The sequence below is a fragment of the Mesorhizobium wenxiniae genome (genome assembly GCF_002284535.1).
GTDB classification, from domain to species: domain Bacteria; phylum Pseudomonadota; class Alphaproteobacteria; order Rhizobiales; family Rhizobiaceae; genus Mesorhizobium; species Mesorhizobium wenxiniae.
This window is the reverse complement of sequence record NZ_NPKH01000011.1, coordinates 41,788-66,068: the sequence shown is the minus strand read 5'-3', so window position 1 is coordinate 66,068 and position 24,281 is coordinate 41,788. Positions and strand designations below refer to the sequence as shown.

At 58.7% G+C, this 24,281-nt stretch carries 26 protein-coding genes and 1 pseudogene; 11 read left to right on the top strand and 16 right to left on the bottom strand.

The features are described 5' to 3' along the window. Window positions 1-3 precede the first annotated feature (3 nt). The 4 genes from CIT31_RS36265 to CIT31_RS02650 all read left to right on the top strand — a co-directional run bounded on the left by CIT31_RS36265 (window position 4) and on the right by CIT31_RS02650 (window position 2,590). Window positions 4-117, top strand: coding sequence for a sunset domain-containing protein (locus CIT31_RS36265; RefSeq protein ID WP_483425957.1), 114 nt, complete (start codon window positions 4-6; stop codon window positions 115-117). 99 nt (window positions 118-216) lie between these two features. Beyond that, on the top strand, window positions 217-450 hold the full coding sequence (locus tag CIT31_RS02660) for a hypothetical protein (RefSeq protein ID WP_095517352.1): 234 nt from the start codon (window positions 217-219) through the stop codon (window positions 448-450). An 89-nt stretch (window positions 451-539) separates the two neighbouring features. Beyond that, window positions 540-764 (top strand): hypothetical protein, encoded by a 225-nt coding sequence (locus CIT31_RS02655; protein WP_095517351.1) that lies wholly within the window; start codon window positions 540-542, stop codon window positions 762-764. Window positions 765-1,075: 311 nt separating this feature from the next. After that, window positions 1,076-2,590 carry a DUF1254 domain-containing protein gene (locus tag CIT31_RS02650; protein ID WP_245316094.1) on the top strand — a complete coding sequence of 505 codons (1,515 nt, stop codon included), beginning with the start codon at window positions 1,076-1,078 and terminating at the stop codon, window positions 2,588-2,590. A gap of 528 nt (window positions 2,591-3,118) precedes the next feature. Here CIT31_RS02650 and CIT31_RS02640 read toward each other — a convergent pair. Together CIT31_RS02640 and CIT31_RS02635 are read right to left on the bottom strand one after the other, a co-directional pair. Then, window positions 3,119-3,814: a hypothetical protein gene (locus CIT31_RS02640; protein WP_095517349.1), complete on the bottom strand. Its 696-nt coding sequence runs from the start codon at window positions 3,812-3,814 to the stop codon at window positions 3,119-3,121. Next, window positions 3,814-4,137: a hypothetical protein gene (locus CIT31_RS02635; RefSeq protein WP_133116110.1), complete on the bottom strand. Its 324-nt coding sequence runs from the start codon at window positions 4,135-4,137 to the stop codon at window positions 3,814-3,816. Before CIT31_RS02635 ends, CIT31_RS02640 begins: the two co-directional genes overlap by 1 nt. Here CIT31_RS02635 and CIT31_RS02630 point away from each other — a divergent pair. Beyond that, complete coding sequence (locus CIT31_RS02630) at window positions 4,130-4,372, top strand: hypothetical protein (protein ID WP_095517347.1); 243 nt, start codon at window positions 4,130-4,132, stop codon at window positions 4,370-4,372. The two genes, CIT31_RS02635 and CIT31_RS02630, sit on opposite strands and share 8 nt — an antisense overlap. Here CIT31_RS02630 and CIT31_RS02625 read toward each other — a convergent pair. The 4 genes from CIT31_RS02625 to CIT31_RS02605 all read right to left on the bottom strand — a co-directional run bounded on the left by CIT31_RS02625 (window position 4,362) and on the right by CIT31_RS02605 (window position 9,695). Further along, a complete protein-coding gene (locus CIT31_RS02625; protein ID WP_133116109.1) occupies window positions 4,362-6,263 on the bottom strand; it encodes a hypothetical protein in 1,902 nt (633 codons plus the stop codon). The genes CIT31_RS02630 and CIT31_RS02625 overlap by 11 nt on opposite strands. Before the next feature lie 212 nt (window positions 6,264-6,475). Next, window positions 6,476-7,942: a hypothetical protein gene (locus tag CIT31_RS02620; protein ID WP_133116108.1), complete on the bottom strand. Its 1,467-nt coding sequence runs from the start codon at window positions 7,940-7,942 to the stop codon at window positions 6,476-6,478. A 64-nt stretch (window positions 7,943-8,006) separates the two neighbouring features. Next, window positions 8,007-9,296 carry a hypothetical protein gene (locus tag CIT31_RS02615; protein ID WP_133116107.1) on the bottom strand — a complete coding sequence of 430 codons (1,290 nt, stop codon included), beginning with the start codon at window positions 9,294-9,296 and terminating at the stop codon, window positions 8,007-8,009. Between the two features lie 243 nt (window positions 9,297-9,539). Beyond that, window positions 9,540-9,695, bottom strand: a complete 156-nt coding sequence (locus tag CIT31_RS02605) for a plasmid mobilization protein (protein WP_095517342.1) — start codon at window positions 9,693-9,695, stop codon at window positions 9,540-9,542. Window positions 9,696-9,819: 124 nt separating this feature from the next. On the opposite strand from CIT31_RS02605, the gene CIT31_RS02600 reads away from it, so the two are divergent. The 5 genes from CIT31_RS02600 to CIT31_RS02580 all read left to right on the top strand — a co-directional run bounded on the left by CIT31_RS02600 (window position 9,820) and on the right by CIT31_RS02580 (window position 17,339). Then, entirely contained in the window at window positions 9,820-10,656 is an 837-nt protein-coding gene (locus CIT31_RS02600) for a three-Cys-motif partner protein TcmP (protein ID WP_245316093.1), read from the top strand. A 439-nt stretch (window positions 10,657-11,095) separates the two neighbouring features. After that, window positions 11,096-13,504 carry a hypothetical protein gene (locus tag CIT31_RS02595; RefSeq protein ID WP_095517341.1) on the top strand — a complete coding sequence of 803 codons (2,409 nt, stop codon included), beginning with the start codon at window positions 11,096-11,098 and terminating at the stop codon, window positions 13,502-13,504. 13 nt (window positions 13,505-13,517) lie between these two features. Continuing rightward, the gene (locus CIT31_RS02590) at window positions 13,518-13,961 is read left to right on the top strand and encodes a hypothetical protein (RefSeq protein WP_095517340.1); all 444 of its coding nucleotides are present in this window, start codon (window positions 13,518-13,520) and stop codon (window positions 13,959-13,961) included. Between the two features lie 237 nt (window positions 13,962-14,198). Further along, window positions 14,199-14,831 (top strand): tyrosine-type recombinase/integrase, encoded by a 633-nt coding sequence (locus CIT31_RS02585; RefSeq protein ID WP_095517339.1) that lies wholly within the window; start codon window positions 14,199-14,201, stop codon window positions 14,829-14,831. A 159-nt stretch (window positions 14,832-14,990) separates the two neighbouring features. Further along, window positions 14,991-17,339, top strand: a complete 2,349-nt coding sequence (locus tag CIT31_RS02580) for an SEC-C metal-binding domain-containing protein (RefSeq protein WP_095517338.1) — start codon at window positions 14,991-14,993, stop codon at window positions 17,337-17,339. A gap of 239 nt (window positions 17,340-17,578) precedes the next feature. On the opposite strand, the gene CIT31_RS02575 is transcribed toward CIT31_RS02580, so the two are convergent. The 10 genes and pseudogenes from CIT31_RS02575 to CIT31_RS02545 all read right to left on the bottom strand — a co-directional run bounded on the left by CIT31_RS02575 (window position 17,579) and on the right by CIT31_RS02545 (window position 22,608). Then, window positions 17,579-18,331, bottom strand: a complete 753-nt coding sequence (locus CIT31_RS02575) for a DUF5131 family protein (protein ID WP_095517337.1) — start codon at window positions 18,329-18,331, stop codon at window positions 17,579-17,581. 37 nt (window positions 18,332-18,368) lie between these two features. Continuing rightward, window positions 18,369-18,599 (bottom strand): MerR family transcriptional regulator, encoded by a 231-nt coding sequence (locus CIT31_RS02570; protein WP_133116106.1) that lies wholly within the window; start codon window positions 18,597-18,599, stop codon window positions 18,369-18,371. A 231-nt stretch (window positions 18,600-18,830) separates the two neighbouring features. Then, window positions 18,831-19,292 (bottom strand): hypothetical protein, encoded by a 462-nt coding sequence (locus tag CIT31_RS02565; RefSeq protein ID WP_095517335.1) that lies wholly within the window; start codon window positions 19,290-19,292, stop codon window positions 18,831-18,833. Next, window positions 19,289-19,819 carry an HNH endonuclease signature motif containing protein gene (locus CIT31_RS02560; protein ID WP_095517334.1) on the bottom strand — a complete coding sequence of 177 codons (531 nt, stop codon included), beginning with the start codon at window positions 19,817-19,819 and terminating at the stop codon, window positions 19,289-19,291. The genes CIT31_RS02565 and CIT31_RS02560 overlap by 4 nt, the downstream gene beginning before the upstream one ends. Further along, complete coding sequence (locus tag CIT31_RS33740; protein ID WP_133116105.1) at window positions 19,816-20,028, bottom strand: hypothetical protein; 213 nt, start codon at window positions 20,026-20,028, stop codon at window positions 19,816-19,818. Before CIT31_RS33740 ends, CIT31_RS02560 begins: the two co-directional genes overlap by 4 nt. A gap of 9 nt (window positions 20,029-20,037) precedes the next feature. After that, window positions 20,038-20,250 carry a helix-turn-helix transcriptional regulator gene (locus CIT31_RS02555; protein ID WP_095517692.1) on the bottom strand — a complete coding sequence of 71 codons (213 nt, stop codon included), beginning with the start codon at window positions 20,248-20,250 and terminating at the stop codon, window positions 20,038-20,040. A 134-nt stretch (window positions 20,251-20,384) separates the two neighbouring features. Continuing rightward, window positions 20,385-21,263 (bottom strand): hypothetical protein, encoded by an 879-nt coding sequence (locus tag CIT31_RS02550; protein WP_095517333.1) that lies wholly within the window; start codon window positions 21,261-21,263, stop codon window positions 20,385-20,387. Between the two features lie 200 nt (window positions 21,264-21,463). Then, complete coding sequence (locus CIT31_RS34885; RefSeq protein WP_245316114.1) at window positions 21,464-21,631, bottom strand: hypothetical protein; 168 nt, start codon at window positions 21,629-21,631, stop codon at window positions 21,464-21,466. Next, window positions 21,632-21,685 (bottom strand): annotated as a pseudogene (locus CIT31_RS34880) (hypothetical protein); the annotation flags it as partial. Continuing rightward, the gene (locus CIT31_RS02545; RefSeq protein WP_245316092.1) at window positions 21,661-22,608 is read right to left on the bottom strand and encodes a tyrosine-type recombinase/integrase; all 948 of its coding nucleotides are present in this window, start codon (window positions 22,606-22,608) and stop codon (window positions 21,661-21,663) included. The pseudogene CIT31_RS34880 and the gene CIT31_RS02545, both read right to left, overlap by 25 nt. Window positions 22,609-23,680: 1,072 nt before the next feature. On the opposite strand from CIT31_RS02545, the gene CIT31_RS02535 reads away from it, so the two are divergent. Beyond that, on the top strand, window positions 23,681-24,280 hold the full coding sequence (locus CIT31_RS02535; protein ID WP_095517331.1) for an ANTAR domain-containing response regulator: 600 nt from the start codon (window positions 23,681-23,683) through the stop codon (window positions 24,278-24,280). Window position 24,281: the final 1 nt, after the last annotated feature.

Here is a 24,281-nt window from a genome sequence, read left to right as displayed (position 1 = left end):
CATGTGCCTGGCCAAAAATATTACGATGAGACGCGGATCACCTCGCGGAAGGGCGAACGGTGGTTTTGCAGCGAGGCCGAGGCGCGAGCGGCCGGCTGGCGGAAGGCAAGGCGATAGGAAGAGGAACTAAAGTCGAGGCGCAGCTCGCCATCGCGCACGCCATAATGCGCGCCGGCCAGCCTTGACGATCGGCAAGCCGGCGCCAGAATCGCGAGGATGAAAGTCCAAGACCCTGCCTACGACGCCCGGAATTGCCTCGACCTAATTCGCATGGTCATTGAAGAGAAGTGCCCGGCCGGTGTGCTGCCGAGCGAGGAAGCCGTCTTGGGGCTCTATGGCCCTGAACCCATCCACGAGGGCGAAGCGCTCGCCAAGGCCATCATTGAAACCGTTGAGCGGTTAGAGGGCCGTGACACGGACTTCGAGCGATTCGCTATCTGTCGGGAATAGGCGCATAGTCCCCACGTCGTCCGATCTGCATGGCAACGGACGCTTGAAAGAGTCGATCACGCTTTCGCCCCAACACAGGGAGACGCGCGATGACCCTCCGAGGCATAGCAGACGCCGAGCAGTTGGCGACGCTCACCAGAATTCTAGACGATTATTGTGAACAAGCTGGCATTGAGGGCAGCCACCCGGCGCGGGAGCATTTGGCCCGCCGTCTGATCGCTCTTTTCAGCGGCGGCATAGACAGCCCTGACGACATCAAGATGGCTCTGGATAGCATCTCAAAGGAGTTTCAAACCGATCTCAGAGCCATGTAGTTAGGCCAGCCATTAGCGTTTGTGCGGGCGTGCTGCCGAGCGAGGACGCCTGTGTTGCTGCTATTTGCGACAGGGGCCCAGTCTGGACTGGCGCAAGCGCAGCTTGCAGCCGGGAAACGGCGCGTAGAGCGATGCGGCCGGCGGGACTACCTAGCTCCCGTTGCAATTCACATTAGCGCACAAACAAGTAAGATGCTGCGTTAAGCGCCTTTGAGAAAACCGTGCCACCGAAATGGCCGCTCCCGGACAGTTGTCTAGTGCGCTGCCTACGACACCAAGAATGAAGGTTAACTAGGGAGGACATCAGTGTGATGCGCATATTCGGAACGATCTCAATTGCCGTGCTGGCCATGGCGGCTGCGATGCCGGCGTGGGGGCAGGAACAGCCCGCGCCAAAATATTCCGCCAAAGTTCCGCCGTCGATCCTCACGCCGGACACGGTTCAGACCCGGATCGGCACGCTGAAATTCTTCGACGGTCTCCCCGACGAGGAAACCGTGAAGAAGGTTTACGACAACCTCGACTTCGTCCGCGGCGTGGAGGCATTCCTGTCAGGCATGCCGGCCGCATCGGTTTACGCGGCTTGCAAAGGTTTCGCCGCAGCCGGCATCAAGCCAAATGAAGGCATCGGCATCACCGAAGACCTGTTTGATGCCCGTTCGCTGCTCCTGACCGGGAACTCGACAACAGTCTATGTCTTCAGCTGTCTCGACCTGAAAGACGGTCCGGTGGTCTTGGAGGTACCGCCGAATGTTCTCGGCCCGCTAGACGATGCCTATTTCCGCTTCGTGACCGACATCGGGCAGACCGGCCCTGATCAGGGCAAAGGTGGCAAGTATGTTTTCGTCGCCGCGGACTACACTGGCGCGGTTCCGGCCGACGGCTCCTTCGTAATCAAATCACCTACCTATTCCAACCTTTTCTTCTTTCGGGCCTTCGTGCAGAACGGCGACATCCCGGCGGCGGTGAAAGGCGTCAAGGAGAAAGCACGGATCTACCCGCTTTCGGCGGCCGCCAATCCACCCGAACAGAAATTCGTCAACACATCGGGCATGCAATTCAACACGATCCACGCCAATGACTTTCATTTCTACGAAGAGCTCGATGCCGTGGTCCAGAACGAGCCCGCCGACTTCGTCAACCCGGAGATGGTGGGGCTCTTCGCGTCGATCGGCATCAAGAAGGGCAAGCCCTTCGCGCCGGACGAGCGGATGAAGGCGATTCTCACGGATGCGGTCGCCGTCGGCAACGCAACCGCGCGGGCGATCCTTTTCGCCTCGCGCGACGAGCGGTCGAAGTTCTACCCGGACCGCCAGTGGTACACGACTTTCATCGGTGGCAGCTCTGAATTTGCCGATGGCGCCGAGCGGTTGCTCGATGCCCGTACCACGTTCCACTATTACGCCACCGGCATCACGCCGGCGATGGCTGCGGCGAAGCCGGGCACCGGCTCGGCCTATGCGGTGGGCGCCCGCGACTCGGAGGGTCGCTATCTCGACGGTGGCAAGACCTACAAGATCACGCTGCCGGCACCGATTCCCGCCGCTAACTTCTGGTCGTTTACGGTCTATGACGGTCAGACCCGCTCGATGCTGGAGACCGACCAGAAGCTCGCCGGCCTGGACAGCAACCAGAAGGACATCAAGAAAAACGCCGATGGTTCGGTGACCGTCTGGTTCGGCCCCAAAGCCCCCGCCGGACAGGAAGGCAATTGGGTGCAGACCATGCCGGGCAAGGGCTGGAACACACTCCTGCGCCTCTATGGGCCGCTAGAGCCCTGGTTCGACAAGACCTGGAAGCCCGGCGATTTCGAACTGGTGGACTGAGTGGCCCGTTCAAGAGCCACGCTGCGACCGGCGACGGCCTGCGCATCATTGCTGCGGCAGTCGCGGATACTGAAGAACCGCCAGACGCCGCCGCCAGACGCCGCCGGCAAAGTCGTGACACAAGGAGCCCGCGTACCCTCCCGGAGGGCGCGGGCTGATCGGGCAATCCGACCTCACAGCACTTGTTTGCGATGACGTGCTGCAGAAACCCTTTGTTCCACACGCAAAAAAGCCACCGCACCTTTCGGCACGGCGGGCTTGGGCATTCGCGGCTCAGTAGTCCACACTCATCGCACCGCGGCCGCCGCTCGCCGCGCATCCGCAATCAGAGCCGCAATCTCTTTGCGCTGTGCGATAGCCTCGCAAGTGAATCGTCCGTGTCGATATTGGCCATGAGCGGCGCCTCTTGGTGCTCCACCGCCAGCCCCATGAAAGCGACAGACGCGATGGCCACGTACAGCCGGGGCTTTGCAGCCAACCCCGCTGCGCTTGCTTCGAGCCTGACAACGCGGTGCACGGTTCATGGGGTTATCGATCATTTTCTTCGCCTACCCCGCCCCCATGGGCGACGTTGCCGACGATGGCTTGTCCGCCCTTTTCAACGTTCACGCGCTCGACAATCACGCGCTGCTCTCCCTTGCTGCGATAACGCTTCAGGGCCTCAACCTGGGCCACATATGTACGGGCGAGGCGGTTTAATGCCCGTTCCTGCGATTCCTTCAATTCCCACGTCTTTGCTTGTCCCATGCACATAGCGGCATTCATCGTGGCCATGTGAATGGCGGCCATCTGGACGCCGAGAGTCGCTTCGATCTGGTCCTTCGGTCGGAGCCCGCATACCATGGAGAGGGCATAGTTCATTTCCCCCTCACGAACCACATCGCCAACCTGAGCGACCTTTGCCAGTGAATCGAGAGTGCCGGCAAGGAAAGTGCCATTATCGGCCCCTACGGCTTCGGCTAATAGCTCATAGCCTAGTGTGGGGTCAGGGTGGTCCACCGCGAGCGATGCGACGCGCTTAGCGCCATCTTCGCTCATTGAGACGTTAATTTGCGGAACAGGCGGCTTGCTTGCCCGCCGCTTTTTGTAGGCGGCCCGCGCTGCGATTTCCCGATCGGTCGGCTCGTACGGTTTTGCGACGGCGTTTTTCGGCTTTGCCTCCTCGGCAGCAAGCGACAACCTGTCGTTTGCTCGCGCGCGCTTTGGCATCGGAACGACTGTCATTAGTGCCTCGCCATACCCGCCTGCTGAATACCGATTGCCATCAGATCCGCGAGAGCGTTCGCAGCCTTGCTGAGCAAGTCCTGGCCCATGGCGTGAAAGAAGCCCGCGTTGCTGATGTCGCCGCGCTCTCGAAATGCTTCCGCCAAAGCGTGACAGCCATGGCCATAGGCAATAAAATTGAACAGGTCAGTGTCGCTCACGGCGGTTGAAGTGAAGACGGCAGAAAGCCTCGTGGCCAAATCCGGGTCCATCTTCTCGCCGCATGCGGCTTCCATGCGCCCCTCTACGAATTTCATGTAGTCTGCGAGCGTTGGAATGGTCATCGGTCTTCCGCTTTCATCGTTTCACGCCTATCTTGCACGAATGAGCTATGACCATTTCCGGCCGCCAGAGCATTTGTCGCCAACCGGCAAGTTGCTGTTCCGCGCTCTGTGTCTCGTGACTTTCATCGTAGCCATGGGAGCGGTCATTTATTACTTAGGCCCTCTGATCGACCGTTATGTTGGCGTCCCGTTCGCGGATTGGATTACCAACCTGATTTTTGGTCCTAAGGCTTAATCAACAGCTGCTCGCCTCTCTGGTTTTGCAAAATCGGCATTCCTCCGCCTCGAAGCGTAGCGCCGCCAAGGCCGCTTGGATTGACCGGGACGGGCACCCTCGTGGCAGCGCCAACGCGTGCAGTCCTGGCCACTGAACCCAGCCCTCTGGCAGCTGCTCCGGTAACGGCCCCGAGACCCATTGATTCGAGCGGTCCCAATCCGCCCGCGAAGCCTCCGCCGCTGGCCAGGGCAGTGAGGATGCCAGTGGCATATTTGTTCAGCATCGGCATCAATCGGTTAGCGGTATTCGAGCCGTTGATGCCCTCGCGGGCCGGGGAAAGGTTGCGCATAACAGCTGCGAACTTCCGCATCATGTCCCGTTCGTCGGGCGAGTAGAGAACATGCGCCACGCCCTTGCCGTTACCTTCAAGAAGCCCATCAAGATTTTTGACGATCTGATGCGGCTGCATGGCATCGTCGCCCGCCCTGGTGGCCCTGAGCCAGAATGACTGGCGGATGCCGCTCCATTGCGGACTGTCCGCGCCAAGATGACGGCGCAGCTCGTTAGCGGTCATGAACGACGCATTTTTCGGAGAAGCCACAGAAGTCCCCCAAAGATACTGCCCAACCTCCTTCGGCGAGAGGTCCTTTTCCATGATGTTGCGGACGCGTGCTTGCGCCTCATACTGCGGGTTCAGCCGACCGCCCACCTTGGCGCGCGGCTCGGTCATCCCTTTGTATTCCGACCATTTCGAGCGAGCGTTCTTCAGTTCTTGAAGCACGTCGTCGCTGGCGCTGACCAAGCCGCGGTCGAATACGTCATCAGTCCAGTCATCGATCGCGGAGCTGATCGCCTTGAGAGCAGGCGCATCCTGTCCGATCGGCGGGAAATTCTTGCGCAAGCCGGCTCGGAGATTCTCGACCCAGCGCAATTGCGCCTGTACCGAATGGACATCACCGCCCGGCTTTGGCATGCGGCCGATATAGTCATCGATGAACGACATCGCCCGCGAAGCGCCTTGATGATACATCGGATCGATGAGGATCTGGTCTGCGTCGAGCTTACCTCGAATGAACGACGGTATCGACTTAACGGCATCGCCCGAAACCAGCACGTTCGGATTATTTACCGACGCCTCATAGGCATCCTGGCTGGCCGCCTTGAGTGCATCCCGCTTGCCCCGCAACGCCCCGGGGATGCTGTCATAGGCCGAAGCCTGCCCCGAAATGACAGGCTGAGCACCGGCAATGCGGCTCTGAACACCGCCAACAGATTGGCCCACCGCTTCACGTTGGGTTTGGTCGAATGACGACATCGCGCCTTGGCTGCGAAGCTGGTTTTCAATATTCGACTGTGGAACAGACCGTGTGGCCTGAGCGCGGGAAAGCGGGATGCCAAACTGTTCCGCGTACGAAACGTTCGCGGCCGGATTGATGCCTCGCGCGACATCATCGGATCCACGGAAGACGCGGCCATAAAGCTTGCCTGCACCTGTCGCTATGCCCTCGCCCCCAGCGCCAAGCGCCACACCGTATGGAAGATTTCTGGCAGCGTTCCACACACGGTCCCGAGCGTCCTCACCACTACCGGCGCCATACGCGGCGGCTGACAAGCCACCATCGGCCGCGCCGCCGAGCATTCGCACTAGCCAACCCTTGCCGGCTTGAGCGGCATTGGCCGCCATCGACATGCCGCCCTTGACCATACCGGCAGCATTGCCGACACCCCCGGCCACCTGACCGGCAACATGCATGTATGGGTGAGCTTCGGCGTCAGCCGCGCTTTGCGCGCGGATTTCCTCCAAGAGCTCGTTATAGCCCTTGCCATGTCCACCTGGCAGCATTCCGCCAACCGTGCCGATGCCTGCCGCTGCCTCGTCGGCCAGTCCGAACGTTGCAAGATCAGCCATGCCCCCCGCGAACGAACGGGCGGTTCTCACCCCATCGCTGCCTTGCGGAGGCTGTGCAATGGCAGAGTTTGCTGCTGCATCATCGAACATCTCAAAGCCGGGAGGGGGCGCCGGCATGGAATTGACAGCCGGCGCGGGCGGTCCTTGCATCGGGCGGCCTCTTGGATCGTCCACGACGACAAAGCCGGGGGGTGGGGGCGGTATCCGACCGTTCATTGCACTGGCACCCAGTTGCTACCGTCCCACTCGATAATCTCGCCGGTCTGACGGTTCACAGCCCGATTCTGGTACTTGGCCACGCCGGGGTTGGAGGCTGGCGGATTTGGATTGTAAACACGCGAGGGTCCGATATCCGCTCCCGGTGCGCCAGGAGTGCCGCCGGGCCGCGATGGTTCCCACTGCCCGCCAGACTGCCTGATTGAGTCTACCATGGCCCGAACGCGGCGTTTCTTGCTCTCGATCGAGGGCTTCGACTCGCCGGGGCGCGGCGTCAGGATATCGGTCTGTTTCCTCACCTCATCCGGTGTCGCGGTCGCACCGGACACGCTGTAGAGGTAGGACGAAACGATGGTCTGAAGCGAGTTTGCCGCCTGCTGGTATTCTGGCGTCGTCACATATTCGCTAAAAGGAAGCCTGGAATATGCTTGGTTCTTGATGTCGGCCAGCGCATCGAAGTTGGTTTCAACAATCTTCAGTTCTGGCTCAACCACCGAATACAGCGAGCGGTTGCGGCGTTCGCCTTCGGTCGCCAGCTTGCCGGGCTTTCCTTCAGTGAGCGGGATGATGCCAGGGCGCCCGGAGGCGTTCGGTGCCGGTGCAGCACCCCCACCCGCCTGTGGCGTCAACGGCTGTGGCGGGCCGCCATTCGCCGTCTGGCCGAACACACCTTGCGGGGTGAGGAAGGTGATCGATCCATCAGCCGGATTGGTGATGGTCTTCCCAGCTCCGAGCTGCGCAGCCTGGTCTTGTGTCAACTGACCCGTCTTGACCAGATGGTTCAGCGATTGCGCCTCAACAGAGGTGCCCTCGAACGGTCCTCCGTTGCCAGTGCTTGGTGCCGTGATCCATTGCTTGGTGTTCGGATCATACAGCCGACCGTCGCCAGCGTTGATAAGCGACGGTCCGCCCTCTTCCGGCATTTTGCCAGTGAGAATAAAATTCCGACCTTCCTCGGACTGAGGATCCATGCCGTATTGAGCGGCCGCCTGCGCGCGCTGATCAAATTCGGTCGGACCATTGCCTTTCGCTCGCTGGAGGAGATAGGACCGCAGCGACGGCTTGTCCGTCGCGAGAATGGTAGCCGTGCCCTCGTCAAGGCCCTGATTGGTCAGCCAGCCCACGGTCACGTTCTTCTTTGCACTCTGCGGCGCGATGATGTTCTGCAGGAAGTCACCAAGTCCGCCAAACCCACCCGCGCCGGGTGCAGGGGCGCCCTGTGGAGCGCTTTCTGAGGCTGGCGCGCCCTGTTTAAGCTGCGGAGGCGTCGCTGGCCTTGGCTGGGCCTGCGGAGCCTGTTGCGGCATCTGTGGCGGTTGGGCAAGCCTCTGCTGTGCCTGCCGAAGCAAAGCAGGGTTGTTGTGGTCCCCAACCGGTGACGGGCCTGCCATCTGCGGCACAGGCTGGGCCTGCTGCGTCCCGTTGGGGTTTAGGATCGAGGCCAGGATTTCCTGAAGGGTCATTTAGCGTCTTCCAAACGATAGGCTCGAACGATGACGTCGTTTTCGAGGAGAACGAAGTTGCTCATTATGCCGTCCTCCAGAACTCGACGCGGGTATAGACTTCAACCGTGCTGGCGAAGCCGGATGGCCGACCAAGACCGTTGGTGGCCACTGTGTTGGTGCATTGGTGTTCGATGCGGTATGCTTTGCCGGCAACGACAGGAGCGCCGCCGAATGACCTCGTTTGGGTATCGGCACTCCCGGCGCTTTGCTCCGACGAGCCCACCCCAGCCACGGTGGCATCGGTAACGTTGAATAGCCTGGTTTTGTGCTGCCCGACGTTGCTCGCAGGTGCCGACCATTCCACCCATCCCGCCACGGTCGGAGTGAACGCGTTCGCGGCGATAGAGACGAGCGACGAAGGGTCTAGCACTTCTGTATTCAGATCACGCGTGCGCCAAGCGCCGGAGGTAAAAGTGCCGCCTTCTGTGGCGGACGCCTTCTGTTCTTCCATGACAGCATCTGGCGCACCGGTGATACTGACCCATTCAGGTGCTGTGGCACCTGAATTCATGCGCAGTGTTTGGCCCGCCGTACCTTTGGCAAGCCTAGCCTTGACTTTGGCCCCGGTGAAATACTCAATGTCACCGGCCGCAGTGCTTGCAGGAATTGGGATGAAAAGTTTCGTTGCTGCACCATCGCCGATAGCAAGAACATTGTCGTCAGTATCCCACTGGGTGTCGCCTTCGGCAGTTGGCGTTGGTGCCGCACTCTGCTTCAGGGTCAGTGTCGGCGTTGTAAGTGTGGCTGTGGTCAGCGTCATGCCACTGCCGGAGCCGCCAGTAATCGTCGGCGTGTTAATAGCCGGGCTGGTCAGCGTTTTGTTGGTGAGGATTTCCGTGCCGGTCAGCGTGACATAGGCGCTCAGATCCATAGTCGGATTGAGCAGCAGCCACGCGCCGGCAGCGGCATTAAGCGCGCTCTGATACATCAGCAGATAGATGCCGGTGGCCTGAAGTTCTCCACCGGTCAGCGCAGATTCGCCTGCTGCGACCATCTTGCGAATGGACTTCGCGCCGATGGCATTGACGTTGAGTGTCGCAGCCCCTGTGTTGTCGGTGGCGATGCGCAGTGCGAGGATTCGCCCGTTTGCATAAGCCGTGAACGCCGAGTTGGTGGTGATAGTCAGGGCATCGGCTGTCCCGCCGGCCGTAAGCGCGCCGCCAATGTCGCCAAGCAGTTCGGCGTTCCTGGCCATCGCCTGCCTCGCGGAGTTATTCACGGCGCTCGGAGGCATGCCTTCCGAATAATTTATCTGCGCATCAGCCGCGCCATTGTTCGCTGCGACCATGCTCCAGTCGTAAATGCTAGCCATCAGCGGCCCCTTGCTTGCAGTGCCACGGCGGCATGTTCGAAATGGCTAGGGCCGTGCCGCATGGCAGCCAAAGCAGCCCGTTGGTCGGTCACGCTGAAACCGAAGCCGCTGGAAAGGGGTTCGACGCCGGGAAGGGTGCCGCCGCGGGCATCAGCCACGATTGAGCCTATGGCCCGGCATTCAGCCCTGTGGAGGCGCCAGAGCTGCATGAGCGTCATTGGAGGGGCTTGGATATACGACATGCTATGCGGCCGCCCGCTGGGAGGCTTCCGTTGCCGCTTCTCGAATGTATTCGGACAGCGTGAGGCCGCGCTTCAGAGCGGCGGCGCGCAGTGCATGCTTTTCTTCGGGGGAAACACGAAGCCGGATGTTTTCGATCATCGCTGCGCTGAGGCGCATAGGTCGATCTCCTGTGGCGAACACAGGAAAAGTATCAGCCCAAGCTATTGCTGGCGTTCCGCATCATCGGCAATGTGGCGCATGATCCGCATGGTGAGTCATTATGCGGACAATGGGTCATGGGTTGGAGGGCGCAATCGGCAAGTTGGTAAACGGCGATGATGGACTGCCGGCGGAGGATGTCGGCTTCTGGACTAAGGAGAAGCACGCCTATCTTTGCCGCTATGTAGACATGTCGCGCAGCGTTCGTTCGCTTTGGACGGCACCACGGAAAGCTGGGGCTACTTACATTGATCCATTCTGCGGTCCAGGTCGCGCCAAAGTTCGCGAGACCGGCGAGTTCATCGACGGTGGGGCAGTGGCTGCTTGGAAGAAGAGTGTTGCCGGCGGTTCGCCGTTCACGAAGGTTTATATCGGCGACCTTGATGGCAAGCGGGTCGATGCGGCCGAGGAGCGATTGAGGAGACTTGGTGCGCCGGTAGAGACGTTCGTCGGCACAGCTGTCGAGGCGATCGAGACGCTGATTCCGAAGTTGAACCCGTACGGGTTACATTTCGCTTTCTTGGATCCGTTCAGCCTTGAGGCTCTAGATTTCAGGATGATCAGGGCGCTGTCGGGCATCAAGCGAATCGACATACTTGTTCACATCGCGCAGATGGACCTCCAACGAAACATGGGGAAAAATCTTTCTGGCGATGACGAGGCCTTCGAAACTTTCGCGCCGGGCTGGGAGAGTGCCGTGAACAAGGACCAGGCTCAAAAAGGAGTGCGCCAGGAGGTCTTCTCGCACTGGCGCACTTTGGTCGAGAAGCTGGGAGTTTGGCCGTCGACCGAGATGAAATTGATCACCGGCAGCAAGAACCAGCCATTGTATTGGCTTTTGCTAGCCGCCAAGCATGATCTCGCTCACAAATTCTGGGCAACCGCTTCGAACCCGAGCGGCCAAACATCTCTCTTGTAGTGGATAAAATCTGACACTTAGTACCGGTGCGGAATGGCGGAAGATGACCCCCGCGGAAGTTCGTTCGCCACCGGCCGAACGCCCATGACCCAAAGCGGACGTACGTCTTCCACGACGCGAACGGCAGCTTTGCGCCCATGTCGGCCGTTTCTATCAACTTTGCCAGTGCCTGAAAGCGGACGTTAGCGGCGACGACAGGGGACATCCCAGTTGAATGTGTTCCGATTTGGTTCTTTGGGCCGTCAAGTCGTTCGGGTCTTAGTGGCAGGCTCCGATCCCCTGTGGTAACCTGCCCAAAATACCGCAATGGGGGGCGACATTGGCACGCCAACATATTGCAACCCTGTCGCTTGCACTCCTTTTCGGAGCCTCGTGCTGGCCAGCTAATGCGGGCGAGCTCGACTTTCCAAAATCGTCGATCGTGTGCAGCACTAGGTGCATGCAGATGATCTCGACCCCTAGCGTCGAAAGTGCCGCAAGAGTTGCTGCCGAAGCCGGCTGGCGCGCGAAATACGAGGATCTGGCACGCAGGCGCGCCGTCGTTGCCCAACAGTTCGAGGACCGGCTAAAGAAGGAGTACATCCTCGGTTTTACGGAGAAATCAATAGCGGACTTTGCGCCAGGAGGCGGCACGCTTGTCGAAGAATTGGTCGACAAGGAATACAAAGAGGTGGAAGCCCGCCGCGACGCCGCACTGAAAACCCTTCTTCGCCAGGGACTGGAAGAGCTGCGCTTGGCAGGGAGTTTTGACGAGCTCGATCTGGATACTCCGAAGAGGCGCTTTGAGAGAGTTCAGGAAGCGCTTTATCGATCCCGGTATATTCTCAAACCTGGTGGTCTCTTCGATTCGGTCGGCACGCAGGTGGAAAAGGACGAATTGCAGAATGAAGCGATTCTCTACCTTGGGACCGCGATAGAACAGCTTCAGCGCGATGTGGAGCAGCATAAGAGAGACCATCCGAACGGCTATTCCGCAAAAGATTTTGGGACTGACGAGAGGCAGATGGGTGCTGCATCCTCCGCCGTAGACGCGACAAGAAACGTCAAGGAGAAAGCGAAGACGCTCGAGATAAAGGCAGGCGACGAAGGTGTCGCGGAAGACCAGAATGAACAAGCGATAGAGTTCGGTGATTTCGCGAAGGGATCCGTGAGGCAGCTGGATGCCGCAGCCGGCATCATGGCCGAGCTTGGATATTCTGACGCGGCCAGGGACATATCCATCCTATCATCGGGCATTTCCCTTTCCGCCAACATTGCCGTCGCCTATGCGAATCCGGCCGAGGCGCTTCCCACCCTACTTCAGGGAATAAAGTTCTTCAAAGCGCTTGGAGGTGAACAAGAAAACGACGGGATGGCCCGGGCAGTCGGGCAGATGCTGGAATTACAGAAGAAGATCCTCGCGCAGCTTCGCGAGCTGGATGAAAAGATTACTCAATATCACGAGCGGGAAATGGCAGCGATCGCGGCCGTTAACGCGAACGTTGCCTTGATATATGATGTGATCCGCGCTGATCTGCGGTCGGATCTCGACATCTGCTTTTCCATCGTTAAGCGGGAGGCGTTCAACGATCAATTCGCAAAAAAACTGCCCGGGTATCCGCGATTCAAAGATTCACGGATCACGTTTGGATCCTATCAGGAATTGGTTGATCAGAACGCGGACACTTCGGCAATTCGGAATTGCAAGTCTGCCTTTGAAAAATACTTCAGGCCGATCGATGCAAAAATACCAGAGTTATTTCACCTTCCGTCGAATGTTGCGATCAACGATGCGGCGCAGGCGCCAGCCGCGGAGGCCGTAAAGTTTGCACCGTCTGTAGATTACAACACACGCGCATATAAAGTTCTTAAGACGTATTACGTCGCCGGCGCACTCCATAGCCTGTCCAATCCAGCCCTGTTCGCTGCGGCAATTTCGCAGCCCGACAAGACCGCAGGCCTCGAATTGGAGGAGATCTACGATGACAATGTCGCGTCGGCGCTCGATCCGTACGCCGTGACCAAATACGTTGCTTACCTGGTTTCCTCGCACGTCTACTTCGAGCTCCTGAGCGATGGTGATCAAAAGATACCGACTCTCGAGCAGCTATACGCTCGAAAGCGCTTGAGCAGCAGTACCGAGGAGCGTTTGAGATTCGCGGTGCATATGTCCGAGGTTGCGATTGCGCAACGAGCCATGCTGGCGGGCGACGTTTTGCTGCCAGCGGCGTATCAGGTCTGGCAACTGGGCAGCGACTTCGACTCGATTTTTTGCAAGAAATGGGAAGGAAAACGGCTTTTCCGGGATCATGCCTGCACAAGAGGCGGCCAACCGGTTGACCGCGACGCTGCGCGAAAGGAGTTTCAGGAGTTGAAAAAAGAGTTGCTTGGTTCAGGCGACGGCAATTACAAGGGGTTGCTTCAAAGCAGCCCCTACTTCGCCTCTAACCTCGCTGCGTACATTGTCGAAAGGCGACTGGCGCTTTTTGGCCATTCAAAGCTGGCCTATTCGGTCGGTGTCAGTGCAAGAAAGTCGCCTGCTCTGCTTAGAAAGCTGTTGGGCAGCGATGTCGCATTTCAACATTTGACGGAAGAAAAAGATGTCGGCTCCGGTTGGGCTATCGACATTAACGGAGCGCAGGTGTCGCTTCCGCAGATGTCAGATATACTTGGCGACGAGCTGTGGTTGACTCCGACACCATATCTGACCGATCTGCTCCGTGTCAGGCAGGCCGCGGCGAGCGAACTTGGTGCATATCAAACGGTTGCTCCCTCGAATCTGACATCGAGCGACTTGCAAGACCTGAAGGTCTTGCTTGCGGCGGGCATAGATCCGTACCAGGAAATACTCGTTGGCTCGGGTGATTGAGTGGAAGCCTCAAATGATACGACTTTTTGTTGCAGTACTTATTTCGGCTTTCGGGAGCAACGGTTCGCGCGCGGACGAGTTTATTTTTGGCAAGACAGACACCGGTAGCAGTAGCTGCAACAACTTCAACGCCAACGAGATACAATGCGATCTTGGCAGAGGGGATGTTTATGTGATCGGGTCAAGGCTTAAGCAAGTACGTGCTGGACAGTGCGTTGAGGGCGCAACATTCTATACAAAGAATGGGGTTATTATGGTTAAATTTGGCTGCTACGCGGATTTTGACTACACAGTCTATATATCGACAACGCCGCCCTTTACTGCTGAACAAGCGTTTAGGTTAGAGGGGATCGTTAAAGAGAAGATTGACAAGAAAATTGTAGGCTTGGCGGAGCGCGTGGAAGATCTCGAGACGGAAATTTTGAAGCGGTTGGACGACCTGGCGAAGCAGAAGTAGGGCATTCGAGGGGCACTGTCACGATCAAGTGAAGCCCACACCGAACTTGCCAATTGGTGGTCGCGATCGGCGCAGAGCAGACCTAGGTTCTTCAAACTTCGATCTCAGCAACGGGTCAGTTCACGTCTATGCACACAGCGCGCCTGAAGGTCCGCTTGTGACATTCCGAGCCTTGAAGCAGCTTTCGGCCCGACCGCCGTTTCTCCGAAGGCCAATTTTGGCCACAGGAGAACGAGCATGGGAACTTCGCAGTATGACCCTGCAGCTAGAGGCAGACCGGCGTGGAATGCCGGCAAACGAGTCGGTGCCAAGCGTGCTCTGAAGCCTCGGCAGATTTGGGCGATCCGTTTCTTTCTTGATCGCGAAGGCCGTATGCGAGACCGAGCTTTGTTCGACCTCGCCATTGATAGTAAGTTGCGCGGATGCGACTTGGTGAAGACGAAGATCGGCACGCTTGTGGCCGGTCCGGAAATCCGAACGCGGTCGATGGTGATCCAGCAGAAAACAGGACGACCGGTCCAGTTCGAAATTACGTCGGATGCCCGGGCGAGCTTATTGGCATGGCTTCAGCGACGCGGAGGGACGGTGGATGACTTCGCGTTCCCCAGTCGCGTAGACGGGAACCGCCATTTGAGCACGAGGCAATACGCTCGCCTGGTCGATGAGTGGGTTTCAGCGATTGGCCTGCGCCGAGAGGAATACGGTACCCACTCGCTCCGACGCACGAAGGCATCGATCATCTACAAAGCGACGGGCAATCTTCGTGCCGTTCAAATCCTGCTTGGGCACACCAAGATCGAGAATACGGTCCGGTATCTCGGCGTTGACGTAGAAGACGCCCTGACGCTGGCTGAAGCAACAGAGGTCTGACTAACAACGAGAGCGGCCTCACCTCCGCGGGCGAGGCCGCAGCTGCAATGCGACGCAGGTCGGTCATTTGGTTTTGGCCCGTCACCTCCCGAAAGCGGCCGGATTGGCACTGCTGCCCTAAGCAAAGTCCTGAGCTAGAGTGAAACTAGGGGAACTATAATGCCATCAGATGAGGCAGCCGAGCAGAAGCGCAAGGAGGCCGCATCCTCGCTGCTGAGAGACATGGAAACGACAGCCGCGCGCATGCGCGCGCTGATTGTTGCCATGCCACCTCATGACTTGCTCGGCTACATTTATGCCCAGCGCGTGATGAAGGCCATGTCGGAACAGGACATTACTGCGAAAGAACGCGAAGCGGCCGGCCGTGACGACGTCATCACCGAGAACCAGTTCCTGCTGGAGTATGTGCACGCGGTTCTTGCGTCCGACCCGGCCCCTGAGAAAGTCGATTTTGACGAAGCGAAGTGCGCAGAACTCTTTGAGCTTGGTCGTGAGCTGCAGCAACAGGCCATGTTCTACGCTATGGCCACATCGGCTGACACGAAGGACGGCGCTTTCGGCCCTGACACGGCCGACATTGAATACCGCGCAAAATCCACCTGGGTATTGCTTCGCGGGAACCGCTATCAGGTTCTGGAGGGCGAATTTTACCGCTACGTGCTCGCGCCGCACGACGATGTGCTGAAAGAGGTTTACGGCGTCGGTGCCGAAGACATCGCGATCGGGTTTCAAGCCATGACCGATGCCACGCGCTCTGGCCATGCCGACGCCATCATGGAAATGATGAACCAGTTCGAGGCGGTACAGATCTTCGCCCGGGCGGAAGATAAGCCTCTGGAAGAGGTCATGGAGGCTTGGGCGGCGGACAACGCGGAACAGGCAAAGGCCGCCGGGCTGGCGATTGATGACATGTTCAGGGGTGGCGTTGCCAACGTAAGCCGTCACACCAATCTCCCATCTGTTCTACTGGCGGATCTCGCGTACCAGCGCGGAGAAGAGAAGGAGTTCTTCGCGCCCGGAGACCATGCGGGCACTCCGTACCGGACGCTGCCCGCGCGTAAGAAGCCCCTTATCCAGCTCGGCTCCGACTACTACGCGGTCGACCCGTGCTTCACTCGCGACGCAGGATATCGTGCGCTGCTGTTCAATCTGCTGCAGCGTAAGCCTGATTATAAGGCGGCTTTCAACGAGCGGCAGAAGATGATGAGCGAAGCCGCCTTCGCCGACATCCTGAACGCCCAGCTGCCGGGCGCTAAGGTTCTTCAAGAGGTCTACTACAAGGATCCGGCAAGCAAACAATGGTCGGAAAACGACACGCTAATCCTGATTGAAGATGTGCTGTTTCTCGTTGAGGCAAAGGCCGGGGCGGCCGCGACCATCGCGTCTCCAGCGCTCGACTTCGGTCGGCACGCCCAATCGGTGCAGGACCTGGTGATCAAGGCCTACAAGCAGTGCGAGCGCTTCTTCAACTATCTGAACTCGGCGGACGAAGTACCACTTTACCATCTTGTCGACGGCAAGTACGTCGAGTGCGCGCGTGTCCTGCGTGCGGACTACCGCGTGATGGTGCCGATTGGCTTGACGGTCGAATCGTTCTCGCCGTTTTCGACTTTTTGCAAGGAGCTGCCGCAGGTCGAGCCGCTGCTCGGGAAACATGCCTTCGTGTCACTTTCCATCGATGACCTGTTCGTGCTCAAGCGACTGCTGCCTACGCCCGGGGAGTTTGCCCACTATATGGAAGTCCGACAGGCCGTCGCGGGTCTGCGCGGCGCTCATCTCTTCGACGAAGTCGATCACCTTGGCGCCTATCTGAAGAAGAACCGCTTCGACCAGGACTTGGCCGACCAGTTGAAGGATGGCAAAGCGAATCTGGTCGTCTGGGATGGCATGAGCTACGATGTTGACCGGAGTTTCGAGGGCGAAAACTGGGAAGTCAAACCTTTCCCGGCTCAAGCCTTCCCCGACGACGTCTTGAAGGTTCTCCGGGCACTTAATGCCACACGGGCTCCCGGTTGGCTTTTGGCCGAAAGTTACATTAGGGATCTTGGTGGGGAAGGTCGGAACGACCTAGCGTCAATGCTCGTCGACCTCCGCAAGTCGCTGAACCAGCACCCCGCCCGCTACTTCCTTTACGGAAGTGACAAACCCTTCTTTATCTGGCTGCAGAGTTCAGGCGATAAGATCGACTGGCAAAGAGTCCACGACAAAGCCAGCGCTGCAGCATTTCTCACACCCACCGCTGACACGACCGGGATCATGGTCGAAGCTACTGCTGGCGGCACCTATAAAACGGCGTATACCTTTGAGGTCACCAGACCTTCCTCGCGCACCGACGACAATGCCCACATTTTTGATGATGTAGAGCGGATGAAAGAGCGTGCAAAGGCGAACGCACAGTCTCCGGTCGCTCAAGCACCGAAAATGCCCCGGGTCGGGCGCGAGCCCCGGCGCAACGATCCCTGTCCATGTCAGAGCGGGCTGAGATATAAGAAGTGTCATGGTCGCTGAACGCCGCGACTAGACAATCGTTCGTAACGACCGGTAGACGCTACAAATCTAGCGTCTGCTATCGGCGTCACCACCCCAAAGACAGCCCTTCCGCTTCCGGCCCAACTGCGGTCATTCGAGAACTGGCGGTGGATGACCGCTTTTGTGAAAGTGTTGGTCGTTTCCAGTCGGCAATCGAACGGCACGAAATCACCCATTTCCGCTTTTCACAAACGGTACCAAGCGTCAGGATTTCACCACTAGATCGAGGCCGCCGGCATCTCGTCGTAGGTTCGACCGTTGAGCGTCCGCCCTGCGGCCTTCTTGTTCCGACCGCCCCACTGCTTGAAGAAGAAGGCCGTTCCGCTGCGCCGGCACATTGTCTCGATCTCGTCGACCCAACGCGGATCCATATGACGAGCACCAGGCCCCGACTCGCCACCGACGATCGCCCAGTGGATATCCTTCAGGTTAGCGCCGGCAACCGAACCGATCAGTGGCTCAAGCGAAACGAACCGGATCGCTGCCGGCACCCGGCGCAAGTCATCCAGACGATCGAGCACGCGGCTGTCCTCGACACTGGTTCCAAGCCAAACGTTGGGAAGGATCGGGAAATCGCCGCGCGTGAGCACTTCGGCCATGACCTCTGGCCGCTTCGTCAGAATTTGGTACGTGTGCCGGGGCGTGTCTTTCATCACAGTCCAGACTTGGCGGATGAAATCGGCTGGCACGTCGATGTGGAACAAATCGGACATTGAGTTGACGAAAACCCGGCGCGGTTTCGACCACGTGGCCGGTATTGCCAGCGACTTCAGGTCGGTCACGACCTTGCCGGTCCATTTTGCCCGGCCGCCAGTCTTGCGAGTGAGGCCCCGGTATTTCTCCACGCCCATGGCTTCGAGACGAGCCGCCATGCGCATCGCATAGCAATTCGTGCAGCCTGCCGTCAGGATCGTGCAGCCCGCCACAGGGTTCCACGTCGCGTCAGTCCATTCGATTGACGTTTCGGCCATTGAATGATTCTCCGTGAGAATGATGGTGGATTCTTGGTTATGAACTTTTCGTTGCAGAGGCCCGAGCGCGGTTCGATCTATAGGCTTCGAGCGCCTCGGCATCTCCGGCCGCGACGATAGCCACACCGGCCGGATCAACACGCCACGGCGCCTTGTTGTGAAGCTGCTTCCCGATCCCATAACGCTTGCACCACCTCGCGACCGTGTCCGGTGAAACGCCAGCGAGTCCGGCTGCTTGCTGAAGGGTGAGCGGCTTTAACTTATCCATGGCCGCCTCCGTGAAGCGTCCTAGCACTTCGTGATTGGGGCTCTTTCTTTTCTCCAAAGCCCCTTGCCGGCGATGAGGGAACGCCTTCGTTCGCGATTTTGACGGCCTTAGTAAAAGTCTTCTTTTCTGTAGAATTCTCGGTTCCAGTCTCTTCTCCGTCTCGTGTAACTGTCTCCGTCTCAGTCTCCTTATGTCGACAGTGTCTCGACACAGTGTCCATACGGTGTGCCGTCATGAAGCTCTCCTGGTCATGTAGGGCGAGTTCCCAAGCCTTGAGCCATTCAGCATTTCCACAGAGCTTGGGATCAGGGCCGGTTGCAGTTCAGCTTCAGCAATTTCGCGCACGGCATCGCTTTCGATATCTGAAACCACGCGAACGATAGATTTCTGATGGCTGGCGTTCATTGGCTTGTTGTGACCGAACCAACCAATGACAAAGTACTCGTCGGTGGTGGAGTCGAAGGCGATCAAGCCTCCCTCGATCAGGTGTTTTCGAGCCTCATCCATCCGCTCGATTGGCCACCCGAGATCAGCAGCGGCATAGGCGTCGGGCATTCTGAAGCATCCCGCGCTGGTCTGGTGCTCGCTGGACAATAAAAACATGAGCAGGTAGCGGGCGTCGTCGACCGGCAGCGCCCGAAAACGCTTTGATCGCCAAACTTTCGGACTGATTTTCGAGAATTCGCGGCTCATGTTGCACCGCTCCTGTCTGCCACGGCAGAAAACTCTCCATAGTGATGCTGTTCTGCCGCCGCGCGCGCCGCCGACGCTTCGTCGAAGGTGCCAAACGTCCCAAGTACGTGGTTTTGTAGGTCGACGCCGATGAAGGCTTGCCAACGACCACCGGCGGTCTGAGTAACGCCGATCCTTCCGCTGCTGTTTCGCTTGCCCGGGCGGCGGTTGCGAGCGTTCTGGAGCGGTGTCGCCTCTCGCAGATTCTTCCATCGGTTATCCGCGCGCATACCGTTCTTATGGTCGACTCGATGGGTCGGCCACTTGCCAGTCATGATCAGCCAGATAACGCGGTGAGCTTTGTAGAGCCGGTAGTCGATCTCAACCTGAGTGTAGCCTTCACTCGTCCGCGTGCCGGCTAGCGCACCGCTGAACGTCCCGTGGCGGGCGACGCGCCAATTCAGCGCGCCGGTTTCCGGATTGTAGATCAGCAGAGCCCTTGCGCGTTCGGCAGTGAGGGCTGGAAGTTGGGGACGGGCAGGCATCATCGAACCCCCAATCCCGCCAAACGGCAGACTTCGAACGCGGTTGCCGCTGGAACCCCAAAACGGCTAGCAATGACGGCTATGGCATAAGTACCATCGTCGATTTCAATTGCCGTTTTCGAGGCGTTGGGGTAGAAAGTAGCCGCTACAGCTTGCCTATCTACCGAGCCGCCGAGCCCTGCCAGGCTGGCGGCTTTGTCGTGTATGGTCATCTCTGCACCTCACGCGGCCACAGAAGTGGACTTGCGGCGGTTGCCTTCCATCCATGCGTCAAGGTCGGTTGTGCTGTAGACCACCGTGCGGCCGAGCTTGATATATTCGGGGCCGTCGCCGGTCAGTCTGAGTTTTTCGAGGGTGGACACTGAGAGCCCGACATGAAGCGCCGCACCGTCGGTGCGGAGCCTGCGGGCCTCTTGGGTGTTAGAGGCGTTCATTTCTTTCTCCGTGAAACGCCGCGCAAGAGCGGCTAACACGATGAAAATGAACGCGATTGCGCTATACGGGCAGGGACAGGTGTGGACAGCGAAGGCCAAGCGGGGACATGTGCATATGTGTCTGAAATTGGCCGCTAATGACCGGACTGGAAATGCCGCCTTATTGTGCGAGAGCTGGGCACGGACAGCTCATGTGTCTTGGCGAACTGCTGGATCCTTTCATCTCGCCTTTCAACAGTGAGACCTTGGGGAGGTTGACCATCCCACAATTCTTTAACAGCACGATCAATCGCTTCTCGCTGCGAACTGGTCTTCTTGGCCACTGTTCCTCCACTGTTTTCAGTGGGTAAGGGCGTGACAAGCGCGGGTGCGGCTTCTGGTTCTGGCTCGGCTTTCTCCATCTTGCCTGCGAGCTTTTGTTTGAAGTGGTCCAGGCTGTTCCGGCTGATGTAGATATACTGATATGCATCTCCGCCAACGCCGCGACCGAAAGGCTCGCTGGGATCCATCTGGCACCAGTAGAGCCGGGTGCCAATCTGCTCTGACCACCACTTGTCTGTCGACAAGGGCGCGCTCATGCCACCCCCGGGGCGCGGCCGCAGGAATGAGACAAGCGAACCATCTGCGCACCCATTCACGATCAGCGCCACTGCCGCGTTAAAGCGCCCGCGCACGGCATTCAGACGTTCATCTTCTGTTTCTGCCAACTCAAGGCCGATATTCCACTCATCGTCGGTGAACGTCAGTGGCTTCGGCCCTGTTGGGCCATACTTGATCGGTTCCCGGCCCAGTTCCGGGTGGTGCCGCCGCAATAGCGTGTTTATGTCTTCCTTCTGCCAGGGCTTGGCGGTCGACTGCTCCAGCCGCAAAAAACCGCCACCAAGCAAAGGCTTCTTCTCGAAACCGTAGGGTTCGCGCGCGACCGTCTCGCCCCCAAGTCCATTCCTCGCCATAGACGGTCTTGCCGACTTCGTGGACGGCGCGGGCGAGAAAAACATATCCTGGCGGATCACCCGGCCATCTCCGCCGGGTTGCTCCAAAACTTAATTCGCTCATCGATCATCGCTGCATCTTTCGCGCGATGCACCCTGGTAGGGCCGCAGGGAAACCAAGAGGTGCGACTTGGCTTGTCGGATGGCCGTCCTATCCCTGCGGGTCTGTCAGACCTTTTGAACCTTTTGAGTGTTCCGGTTCTGGGGCATTTGAGAATTTTTCATCCTCTGAGTTTCACAACGTTTTCGGCCGCTGGCGGCTGTACATCGCCCATCGCTTCGGAAATGCGCTTGCCTATCGCGTTCGACGCCTTGCGCAGCGGATCGGCTTCAAGGTGCGCATAGCGTTCGGTGGTGCGCGATTGTGCATGGCCTAGAAGTTTGCCCACGATCGGCAGTCCAAGATTGGCACCGACGCCTATTGATGCATGGGTGTGCCGCAAATCATGGATGCGTACCCTAAGCCGGGATTGTCAGCCTGGGCAGCGAGGCCGGCGCGCTTGCGGATCATCTGCCACGGGCGCTTGAGGTCGGAACGCGGACGGCTTTCCATCTTGCCGTTCTTTAGGGCTCGAGGTTTGCCCGGGATAACGTAACGATCGATGCGCGGCAGCTCGGCCAGCACCATTTGAGCCGGGGCGTTTAGAATGATGGTTTTCTGCCCTGTCTTGCTGTCAGGCAGCAGCAACAGGCCCCGCTCAAGGTCCACCATGTCCCATGTCAGATGCAGGATTTCCCGCAACCGGGCACCGGTCAGGATAAACAGCCGAAGCGCGGCAGCCGATGCAGGATCTAGCTTGACCAGCCGATTGCCGGCTTTAGGGGCGTGCTTGGTCTGCTTCTCGGGGTCAGGCTCCCATGCAATGCCAACGGTTTCAGCTTCGCGGATGGCAGAGCCCAGCCGCAGGATTTCATCCGACGACAGAAACCGCTCCCGTTTGGCCTCTCGATATTTAGCGATGCCTGCGGCGGGGTTTTCCATCTTGGGCAGAATCTTGCCCTTTATGGCCCACCCGTACATCGAGCTAATCACGTCGCGCACTCGGTTTGCGGTCGTCGGCTTCGATTTGAGGCTTAGATGCAGGGCGGCTATATCGCTTGGGGTGACTGCCGCAGCCTTGCGCGTCCCGAACTGCGGCACCGCATAGGCGTTGAGCATATGTTTATATTGCGCATGCGTATTCGCTTTCTTGAGCGCTTCGACATGATGCAGGAAGCCATCGGCCAGCTTCGCGAAGGTGATGGCGCCGCGTTCCTCGGCTCTGTCCCGCGAAGGGTCCTGGCCTTTCACGACAGAGGCCAGGAGGTCTTTCGCCACGTCGCGGGCTTGGTCGGGCGTCACCTTGCCCACCTTGGCAATCGTCACCCGCTTGACCGGGGCATTCTTTCCCGAGCCGGCGCGTAGCGCACGATATAGGATATGCCGCCCGTTGCGCGGACGCGAAGCCCAAACCCGATTAGCTCGCTATCGAAGACGTAGAAATCCGTGCCGTTCGGTTTCGTGGCATCGACCACGCGCTTTGTGATTTTGACTGTCTTGCCGGCTTCCGACATTTCCGCTTACCCGGTTTGAGGCTCGGGGCACCGCCGGGGCACCACAAAAAAGGAAACCCGGCGATACTCTCGGAAACACGATAGCTGATTTGCCTTGAAAACAATAGGTTTGCGGAAACAGGGTGCAATGAACGGAAACAGAACGAAAGTCAGGCCCTATGAATGGCATTCAAGAGGTCGTCGGTTCGATTCCGATTGGCTCCACCATTTTTCTCTTGGGAAAATTAGTCGTTGTAGGCCTGCCTATCACTCGCAGGCCGACAACTCGGGCGGGTCCCCTGAAAAGTTTCGCTGTATTTCGGCTAGTCTGAAGCTGAAACCCCGGCAACCACCGGGATTTTCAGCACACTAGCTGCTAGTAATACCAATCCCAGACCCAAACACGCCTGCGACGGCACCGGACGCGCCGATAGCCATTTCGCCAGTAACGACGGCAGATCCTTCTCCAAGCGCGCCGCCTGCGCCGCCGCCTGCGGTGCCAGCTCCGATGGCGGACCGGCTCCGCTTGCGTATCTTCATCCTCGAAGGCTTCCGTATCCGGCGCGTCGAGTTCATCGAGAATGCCACTTCTGGCGCCCGGTACGCCGGCGACCGCGTTGATGGGCCGAACTGCGCTCGCAAGGGCTGCTGCCCCAGCAATGCCAAACATTCCTGTCAAAAATGATCGCCGATCCATGGAAACCTCCAATCTTCTAGCCAGCGAGACAAGGTTCGCAAACTGAAAGATAGCGCAGGCGATACAAAAGCAAAGTAGACCCTATGAATGGTATTTAAAGAAGCTTAACGGGCCAGCTGCGCGAACATATGGCAGTCCCCGAAGCGATAACTGCGTCAATTCTCAACATGCCGCATTGCACAATCGCGCGGCGTGCGCAAAATGCGGCATGATCCGGAAATCCCTCACGGTCCTGGTGATCGACGAAAACCACATCCGCGCCTCCATCATCGAGGCGGGATTGCGGGAGGCCGGGCATGAGCAGGTCACGGTCGTTCACGATGTTGCCGGAATAGCGCGGCGCATCGCCGAGATCGAACCGGACGTGATCGTCATCGACCTCGAAAATCCCAACCGCGACATGCTTGAAAACATGTTCCAGTTGTCGCGCGTGGTGAAGCGGCCGATCGCCATGTTCGTGGATCGGTCGGATCAGGCTTCGATCGAAGCTGCGGTGGCAGCGGGGGTCTCCGCCTATGTCGTCGACGGGCTGCGCCAGGAGCGCGTCAAGCCGATCCTCGAAATGGCGATCAGCCGCTTCAACGCGTTCTCGCGTATGGCGCGCGAACTGGAAGAAGCCCGCAGTGAATTGGAGGACCGCAAGGTCATCGACCGCGCCAAGGGCATCCTTATGAGGTCGCGCGGCGTGTCGGAGGACGCGGCCTACACGCTTCTGCGCAAGACCGCCATGAACCAGAACCGCAAGATCAGCGAAATCGCGCAGAGCCTAGTGACGGCGGCAGGCCTTCTGGATCCCGGAGAGAGTTGAG